Annotated in this window: 11 protein-coding genes and 1 pseudogene; 10 read left to right on the top strand and 2 right to left on the bottom strand. The window is 50.6% G+C overall.

Annotated features, from left to right (window positions below):
- Positions 1 to 325: 325 nt before the first annotated feature.
- Positions 326 to 427: pseudogene (locus ACFSUS_RS07855) on the top strand (hypothetical protein); the annotation flags it as partial.
- Positions 428 to 433: 6 nt separating this feature from the next.
- Positions 434 to 1,288, top strand: a complete 855-nt coding sequence (locus ACFSUS_RS07850) for a S41 family peptidase (RefSeq protein ID WP_381521308.1) — start codon at positions 434 to 436, stop codon at positions 1,286 to 1,288.
- A 72-nt stretch (positions 1,289 to 1,360) separates the two neighbouring features.
- Here the strand turns inward: ACFSUS_RS07850 and ACFSUS_RS07845 are convergent, their stop codons facing one another.
- Positions 1,361 to 2,035 (bottom strand): class I SAM-dependent methyltransferase, encoded by a 675-nt coding sequence (locus tag ACFSUS_RS07845; protein ID WP_381521288.1) that lies wholly within the window; start codon positions 2,033 to 2,035, stop codon positions 1,361 to 1,363.
- A gap of 329 nt (positions 2,036 to 2,364) precedes the next feature.
- Between ACFSUS_RS07845 and ACFSUS_RS07840 the strand changes: the two genes are divergently transcribed.
- The 4 genes from ACFSUS_RS07840 to ACFSUS_RS07825 are packed head-to-tail and all read left to right on the top strand — an operon-like array spanning position 2,365 to position 4,608.
- Complete coding sequence (locus ACFSUS_RS07840) at positions 2,365 to 2,661, top strand: type II toxin-antitoxin system HigB family toxin (RefSeq protein WP_381521286.1); 297 nt, start codon at positions 2,365 to 2,367, stop codon at positions 2,659 to 2,661.
- A 12-nt stretch (positions 2,662 to 2,673) separates the two neighbouring features.
- Positions 2,674 to 3,060: a helix-turn-helix domain-containing protein gene (locus tag ACFSUS_RS07835; protein ID WP_381521284.1), complete on the top strand. Its 387-nt coding sequence runs from the start codon at positions 2,674 to 2,676 to the stop codon at positions 3,058 to 3,060.
- A complete protein-coding gene (locus ACFSUS_RS07830; protein WP_381521282.1) occupies positions 3,053 to 3,733 on the top strand; it encodes a GlxA family transcriptional regulator in 681 nt (226 codons plus the stop codon). The genes ACFSUS_RS07835 and ACFSUS_RS07830 overlap by 8 nt, the downstream gene beginning before the upstream one ends.
- An 11-nt stretch (positions 3,734 to 3,744) precedes the next feature.
- The gene (locus ACFSUS_RS07825; protein WP_381521280.1) at positions 3,745 to 4,608 is read left to right on the top strand and encodes a DJ-1/PfpI family protein; all 864 of its coding nucleotides are present in this window, start codon (positions 3,745 to 3,747) and stop codon (positions 4,606 to 4,608) included.
- A 5-nt stretch (positions 4,609 to 4,613) separates the two neighbouring features.
- Here the strand turns inward: ACFSUS_RS07825 and ACFSUS_RS07820 are convergent, their stop codons facing one another.
- Complete coding sequence (locus tag ACFSUS_RS07820) at positions 4,614 to 5,810, bottom strand: molybdopterin molybdotransferase MoeA (protein WP_381521278.1); 1,197 nt, start codon at positions 5,808 to 5,810, stop codon at positions 4,614 to 4,616.
- A 106-nt stretch (positions 5,811 to 5,916) separates the two neighbouring features.
- Here ACFSUS_RS07820 and moaC point away from each other — a divergent pair, with 106 nt between their 5' ends.
- From moaC to ACFSUS_RS07800, 4 genes are all read left to right on the top strand, one after another.
- Positions 5,917 to 6,390 (top strand): cyclic pyranopterin monophosphate synthase MoaC, encoded by a 474-nt coding sequence (gene moaC / locus ACFSUS_RS07815; protein ID WP_381521276.1) that lies wholly within the window; start codon positions 5,917 to 5,919, stop codon positions 6,388 to 6,390.
- Positions 6,383 to 6,955, top strand: a complete 573-nt coding sequence (locus tag ACFSUS_RS07810) for an NTP transferase domain-containing protein (RefSeq protein WP_381521274.1) — start codon at positions 6,383 to 6,385, stop codon at positions 6,953 to 6,955. The genes moaC and ACFSUS_RS07810 overlap by 8 nt, the downstream gene beginning before the upstream one ends.
- Before the next feature lie 63 nt (positions 6,956 to 7,018).
- Positions 7,019 to 7,630 carry a DUF6992 family protein gene (locus ACFSUS_RS07805; protein WP_381521273.1) on the top strand — a complete coding sequence of 204 codons (612 nt, stop codon included), beginning with the start codon at positions 7,019 to 7,021 and terminating at the stop codon, positions 7,628 to 7,630.
- A gap of 75 nt (positions 7,631 to 7,705) precedes the next feature.
- Positions 7,706 to 8,179 (top strand): nucleoside deaminase, encoded by a 474-nt coding sequence (locus ACFSUS_RS07800; protein WP_381521271.1) that lies wholly within the window; start codon positions 7,706 to 7,708, stop codon positions 8,177 to 8,179.
- Positions 8,180 to 8,184: the final 5 nt, after the last annotated feature.

The following is an 8,184-nucleotide window of genomic DNA, read 5'->3' as shown; positions in this document are numbered from 1 at the left end:
TCGTTTTTTCGTCAAGGCATCACCTGTTTGCGTGGGCACGTTCAGTCTTTAACTATGTTCGTCCGTTACTTGGAATCCATTGCTCAAACACTTTTGACACCCCAATGGATGTATGTCCAGTAATCTGCGTTTTGACCCTATAATAATATAAAGGCATCGGTGTCAAAGGGTTGTAATCGTATTTTAGCCACAAATGAACGTTCGCTATCTTCTCCTGAGTTTACTTCTCTGTCTTCTCGTCTATTCCCTTTCGGCTCAACCCACCCCCAAACAGGACCCCGTTCTCAACTTTAATACCTTTTGGCAAGCTTAGCAAGACCACTATGCCACCTTCGATATGAAACACGTCGATTGGCAACAACAATACGCGACGTATGCACCCCTAGTCGATAGCACTACCACTCCTGAACGCTTGTTTACAATCCTGGCGGAAATGATTAAACCCCTGAATGATGCCCATGTCCGCTTAGCCGACCGCAGTTTAAAACCACCCAAGTACGTTTGGCCCCGCAAACCCTCAGTCTACTCGAATCAGTTCCAGTTTAACCGCGATTCGCTGCAAACCTATTGGCAAGCCACCGATACCACCTTAGCCAAGCAGGGTTTTGAGCCTCTGAAAGCGAGTGGGGGTACTTACGCTGATAGACAGCGGCAATTCTATTATGCCCGATCCACCCAATATGGGTATATCCGCATCCGGGAATGTACGTTTGGCAAAGGTGGATCGGGGCCCAAGCTCCGCGAGTTGGACAGTATCCTGACCTACTTCGGCCCCATCAAAGGACTCCTGCTCGACATTCGCTTTAATCAAGGCGGGGGCGACCGATTCGCCTTTGGGGTTGCCGGTCGGTTCGTGGATAAAGGGCAGGTGGTTTACTACCGCTACCGAAGACGCAAGCGAGGGGGCTACACTGATTTTGTTAAGTTGACTACTTTTCGATTGAGGCCTAAAGGCCCCACTCAATTCACCCAAACGCCGATTGCCGTATTGACGAACGACCGCACGGTGAGTGCGGGGGATAATTTAGCCCTGATTATGCACCGCTTACCGATGGTACGGCTGATTGAGGAGAACACGGAAGGCAGCTTTGACAGTATGCGGTTTCATCAACTGCCTTATGGTTGGTACTATTCGCTGCCTGACAAGCGCATTCATGATTCGGCTAACCAGTGTTATGAAGGCATTGGTGTGCCGGTTGATCTTAGGGTGGTGGTCAGCCGGGCGGATTTAGCCCGAAGCAACGATCCGGTGATTACCCAGGCGCTAGGCAATCTGATGAGCCGATGAGCTCTAGAAGCCGCCGGTGGCCGATAGGCTACCGCTTTGGATTACCTGGAACAAATTAAGTGATGTAGCTATCTATTTTAGGGCGAACTTATATACACGATCCACAGTGTTTTTGGGATACACCTCATGTGATTCTACCAACCGAAATCCTGATTTATCGAGTAGATCAATCAAAGCCTGTTGGGTATAGAGTAACTTTCCACAGCCCCGATGCCGTTGACCGGGCTTGTGAGCGATAAAATCTTCTATAAACAGAAAACCATCCGGCTTCAAACTGTTGCGGATGCTTTGCAGAATCTCTTCCGGTTTAGTTAACTCATGCAATGTATTCTCGATGAGTACTTTATCAAAAAATCGTTCGGGTAGTTTAGTATCTGTCTCCGTACCAATGACGCTTATAAACGTATCATCACAGACTTGACTTGTAGCCTTATAGTGCTGTTGTATAGTGATGGGTAGGGCGGCTTTTGACAGACAAGTGGAATCGATGTCCTGCAAGTAGAACACTAGGCTATCGGCCAGCATCGAGTAGAGAATTTCTTTGTTACCGCCACCTGCCCCGACGCTGGCTATTTTTTGTCTAGGTTGTAGATCGTAGAGAATTTGATAGCGCGCTAAGAGGGCTTCCCGAGTGGATTTACGCGTCAGACTCTGATAGAGACAAGGGTTTTTAATGGGTTGTCCAACGAGCTGATCAGTTGAGAGGATCAGGAAAACAAGCAAGTACCATAGTAGACTATTCTTCATCGCTCAAGTTCTTGTCTGTAAGTCAACGAAATCCGGCTCGCTTTCGCATGCCTAAAATCTGATCAGTTTTTTGTTTAGAGATTTCCTTACTAAAATTTGATTTGATTACTTCAGCTTTTTGAACGCCCCGTTCCTGAAGCAAACCTAGGAGGGATCCTTCGTCTTATGTAAAGCACTTTTTGACCCTCACTCTCCTATAACAGAATTACGCAAACGTAAAGGGCCATTGTAAAGCCGGTCTAGTATGATTGATTTACACAATATGTAAGTTTATATTTGGTAATGTAAAAATAAAGTAATACCTTTATTTGGTAGTTAAGAAGACACTAATGGTTATCATCAGCAAAACCATTCTTAACGAGTTCGGCTTGCAGCACACCGGTGCGGCTGCCGCTCTCAATGAATGGTATGCCATCGTTAAGGCCGCTGACTGGAAATCGCTGGCCGATGTCAAGCAAACCTTCAACTCCGTCGATTACGTGGGCAACGATCACTACGTCTTTAACATCAAAGGGAATCATTACCGATTAGTAGCGATGATTTTCTTTGACAAACGAACTCTATTCATTCGCTTTGTGGGCACCCATGCCCAGTATGACAAAATACCTGACTGCTCAATTATTTAATCACCTTCATTGATGCAACAGCCAACCACCTACGCCGACTATCAGCAATTGATGGCTCAGATCGAAACTCTGCTTCAAAAAGCGACAGCGGGAGGGGGCTTTGCGGTGTTGAGCCCCGACGAAGCCACCGAGCTGGCTCAGCTCTCAGAGTGGGCCGAAGCTTATGAAGATAGCATTCCCTTGATGCCCATCAAAGTGCCGCAGTCGATTCCGGAAATGATCGCGTTTAAGATGTATGAAAAGAAGATGAAACAACGCGAGATGGCTCAACTATTGGAAGTGCCCGAAACCCGTTTATCGGAGATCCTGCGGGGCAAGCGCCGGGTCAATCTAGCTATGGCCAAGACCTTACGCACCAAATTGAAGATCGATGCTGACTTTATTTTGGAACATGCCTAGGATCACAACCATCTCAGTTTGGGGAGTCTATTTATGTTCGATCTGTACAGGAGCCTTCATGCTGGCCCAGGCCGGGCTACTCGATGGCCGAAAATGTACTACGCACTGGAAACGATTGGACGAACTGCAAACAACTTACCCTCACTTGCTGGCTCAGCACGATAGGCTATTTGTGAAAGACGGCAATGTGTACACCAGCGCGGGCGTGACGGCTGGTATCGATCTGGCGCTGGCTATGCTGGAGGAGCAACAAGGCCCCCTATTTGCGTCAAAAGTGGCCCGCGAATTAGTGGTTTACTACCGACGGAGCGGCACAAGCTCGCAAAATAGCATTTATCTGGACTACCGGAACCATGTGAACGGGGCCATTCATCAGATGCAGGACTGGCTGATTGCGCATCTGGAAACCAGACCAACGTTGGACGATCTGGCCGAAGTGGCTAACATGAGTACCCGCAACCTTACCCGCACATTTCGTAAAGAAACGGGAACGACGATCAATGCATACACTACTCTCCTGCGGCTGGAAGTAGCCCGAACGCTGGCGCAACAATCGAGCCTGACAATGGAGGCCATCGCTGCCAAATGTGGTTTCCAGGATGCTCGCCAACTTCGCCGTATCTGGCAGAAAACTGACAAGCCGTTCGTTTCACGACCCGGACAACCCAACTAAACACAACGCTTATGAAACCTATCATTGCTGTTCGTTACCTGATTTTACTAGGTTGGTTTATCAGCAATTTCGTTTACAGTTACGCTCAGAACCTGGGACGAACTGATGAACGCATGGCTTACTATTGTGAGCCTTGCGGCAGCGCCTGCGATTTAGAACGTCATGCCGGGCCGGGCACCTGTCAACACTGTGGTATGTCGCTTGTTAAGCGTAGTGTTACGATAATGGATTCACTTAGCCGTAAACAAAAGAACATGAAAAAACGCAATGTGGCCATCTTCATTCATGATGGCGTAGAAATACTGGATTTTGCCGGACCGAGTGAGGTGTTTGCGTCAACGCCGGGGTTTAATGTCTATACAGTTTCGCTTACCAAAGAGCCGATTATGAGCCAGGGGTTCATTAAAGTCACGCCAACTTACAGCCTGGCTGATTGTCCAGCGCCGGACATTGTCGTGCTGCCGGGAGGTAATACTGGACCTTTCCTCAAAAACGAAACACTGATAAACTGGATCACCAACTGTTCCAAACAAGCCGAAGTCATGCTATCGGTTTGCACGGGAGCCGGGCTGTTGGGAAAAGCGGGTCTGTTAGATGGTAAACAGGCGACTACATTCCACAATTACATTGATGCGTTGCAGGCGGCAACCCCCAACGCAAAGATTCTGCGGGATACCCGCTTCGTTGATAACGGCCAGATTATTACCACAGCAGGCGTGTCGGCGGGCATCGACGGAGCCCTGCACGTAGTAGCGAAGCTGAAAGGGCTGGACGTGGCGACGCAAACCGCCCGCTATATGGAATACGATAAGTGGAAACCGAACGAAGGGCTGGTGGTTGAATCAGAAACTAAGTCAACAACGGTTGCCAAGTAAACCAATCATCGGGTAAGCCAGATTGGAAACGCTTCGCCCAAGCCAAACTCCGATTGCCCGGCGGGCAACTCCATGAATGCCCCGGCATCAAGCAGGTTAGCAAAATCCGCCGAACCCGAGCCGGGTAAGGGGTGGGCCAGTGTTCGGCCGTCTGCTTCAGAAGTGAGCCGTACTGGCAGGAAATAGGTGATTGGTGGTTGAAAGGTAATCGGAGAGGCTAGCTGAGCGTAACTCATCACAAAGGGAGCCAAACCCAACGACGCCTTAAGGTAAGGCATCACATACCGGTACGTACACAGGACGGTGGAGACGGGATTGCCGGGCAACGCAAAAACGGTTTTGCCATCGGCAGAGGTCCCAAACCAGAGTGGCTTTCCGGGCCGCTGGTCTATCTTATGAAAACGCTTCTGCACACCTAGCCGGGTCAGTACGTCGGGCACGAAATCGGCTTTGCCCGCCGAGACCCCTCCACTCAGAATAAGGAGATCATTTGCGGTCAATAGCTCCTGCAAGCGTTCCTGTAGCTGGGTCTGATCATCGGCAATATGATGGAGCGTAGCATCAATACCCAACGTAGCTAAGGCTGCCCGGAGAAGGTACGTGTTGGACCGCCGAATTTGATAGGGCAGGGGCGTTTCGCCAACATCAACCAGTTCGTCACCCGTGGAAATAAGGGCAATGCGAGGCAAGGCTGATACCGTCAGCATCGTTTGCCCAACTGAAGCCGCAACGGCCAGTTCTGGTGGGCCAAGTCGCGTGCCAACCGGCAAAAGCTCGTTGCCCGCCCGGCGGTCGGTAGCCTGATGATGAATGTGCTGACCCAGCTGCACGTCATCAATCGTGATCGTCGCCTGTCCGTTCGTTAGGGTAATGTCTTCGTAACGAATTATTGTGTCCGTGCCGGCGGGGACCATTGCCCCTGTCATAGCTTCCAAACAGCTCCCCGTTTGTTCCAACATTTGCTGTGGCTGACCCGCAAATTGGGTACCTACGACAGAGAAGGATCGCTGCCCGGCTGCGTAGTCGGCAAAACGAATGGCGATACCATCCATAGCGACGCGGTCGAAAGGCGGAAAGTCGCGGTCGGCCCGGACAGCTTCGCGTAGCACACGTCCAGCTGCTGCGGTGAATGGAACCGTTTCAATAGAGAGGGTAAGCCGGTATTGTTGGGTAATAGCAAAGGCGTCGGCAACAGAAAGCATGTCTGGAATGATGAATTATGGATGAGGAGTTATGAATGAGTTGTTCCTAGTGACCAAAATTCATAATTTATCATTCATAACTCATCATTTATAACTTCCTTTCGACATGAATTCTTTTTCGCATCTTAACGCAGAAGGCAATCCCGCCATGGTTGATGTTGGTGGTAAGGCCGTTACGCGCCGTACGGCCCGCGCCCGCACGGTGGTTGCCCTTGGCCCCGACATCATGCAGCATCTGACGGGCGCTGACATTCAAACCAAAAAAGGGCCGGTGTTTCAAACGGCGATCATTGCCGGAACCATGGCTGCCAAACGTACTGATGACCTGATTCCGCTTTGCCACTCGCTTGGCCTGGACAATTGCCAGATTACCATTTCAACCGAAGGTACGGACGCTATTGTTAACTGTCTGGTATCGACGGAAGGCAAAACCGGTGTCGAGATGGAAGCCCTGGTTGGCGCGTCGGTAACGGCACTAACCATCTATGATATGTGCAAGGCGTTCTCGCACGACATTATTATCCGGGAGACAAAGCTGATCGAAAAAACGGGGGGTAAACGAGATTTTCGACGTGAGTAAGCCCAACGGATTAATTTTGGTCGGCGGGCTCAGCACGCGCATGGGGCAGGACAAAGCCCAGCTGACCTATCATGGCAAACCCCAGCGGGAGTACCTCATAGACTTACTGAGCCCGTATTGCGATGAGGTTTTCTGGTCGGTGAATCAGGCGCAGGCTGCCGAGCTGGCCAGTGTAGATCGGCCTAAAATTGTGGATAATTTCGACGTAGTGGGGCCACTCAATGGCATCGCATCGGCTTTTCAGCGTGAACCGGGCGCGGCCTGGCTGGTGGTGGCCTGCGATATGCCCTTGCTGACAACTCAGTCGCTGGATGCGCTTGTGGCTGGGCGCAATACCACAAAGCTGGCGACGGTATTTTACGACTCCGACGGCGAACTACCTGAACCGTTGCTGGGTATTTATGAACCAGCCTTCGGACCCATCATCCTGCGGGCAATTGCTGAAGGGTACGAATCGCCACGTCAACTGCTTCGGATGCATCATATTCAGCTGCTGTCCGTTCCGGACGCTCGGGAGCTAGCCAATGTTAATGATCAGAAAACTCGAGCGGAGCTGGGTTTGTGAACAACACCTTGGAACAGCCGGTTCATCCAGTATCATTCGAACACTACAGGGTAGGTATAAACTATGAATGTACTTCAACATTTTGCGCTGGCGGCTGGATCGGTACTGTTATGCGGTGCTGCCGCACTGGCTCAACGGGCAACACCACCCGCCGATCTGCACGAATTTAGTGAACAGCGCATTCGTCATCAGAAAACGCTGGGCCTGACGTTGGGTGGGTACGCTTTGGCTAATATTGCCGTGGGCGCTATTGGGGCCGGGAACGCTCAGGGTGAAACCAAGTACTTTCACCGCATGAACATGTATTGGAACCTGGTGAATCTGGGCATCGCTGGTGCTGGTTTGTTAGGAGCCCGGAAACAGAATTCTAGTGGGGAATCATTACCCCAGGCGGTTCGCCAGCACGAGACTATGAAGCAAGTGTTGCTGTTTAATGCTGGGTTAGACGTAGCTTATGTGCTTGGCGGAGCGTATTTGCGAGAGCGAGCGGAAAGCCGTCCCGACCAGGCCGACCAGTTGCGCGGCTATGGCAAATCCATTATGCTGCAAGGTGGTTTTCTGTTAGCCTTCGACCTGGTCAATTACTTTATCTTTAAAAGCCGGGGCGATAAGCAGGAAATGCAGCTCATCAGTGCATCACCAACAGGCATGGGCGTTGTAATTCCAATAAAATAAACCGCCTGGTCGTTCGGTTGTTATTCGCTCTGTTACTGTAGCGTAAAAAATGTGCCTGATTAAACGTAGAAGCTAGTGAATCAAGACGAATATTTTCTGCGTGCGGCCATTCAGCTCGCTCGCGAAGGGATGACAACCGGACAAGGTGGCCCCTTTGGTGCCGTTATCGTTCGTAATGGTGAGATTGTGGGTCAGGGTTGTAATCGGGTTACGTCTACCAACGACCCAACAGCCCATGCTGAAGTGGTGGCCATTCGTGATGCCTGCCAGAAACTTGGTACGTTTCAGCTGGAAGGTTGTACGCTTTACGCTTCCTGCGAGCCTTGCCCGATGTGTCTCGGTGCTATTTACTGGGCCCGGCCCAGCCGAATTGTGTACGGAGCGTTTCACTCGGATGCGGGCAGGGCTGGTTTCGATGATCAGTTCATTTACGAAGAACTCGATAAACCGCGGGAGCAGCGCCATATTCCGATGCATCAACTCTTGCATGAGGAAGCCGACGCGGTTTTCACCGAATGGATTGCGTTCGAAAACCGAATTCATTACTAAAGTCG

The organism is Spirosoma soli, assembly GCF_042684525.1.
GTDB classification, from domain to species: Bacteria; Bacteroidota; Bacteroidia; order Cytophagales; family Spirosomataceae; genus Spirosoma; species Spirosoma soli.
This window is presented reverse-complemented; position numbering and strand designations above follow the sequence as displayed.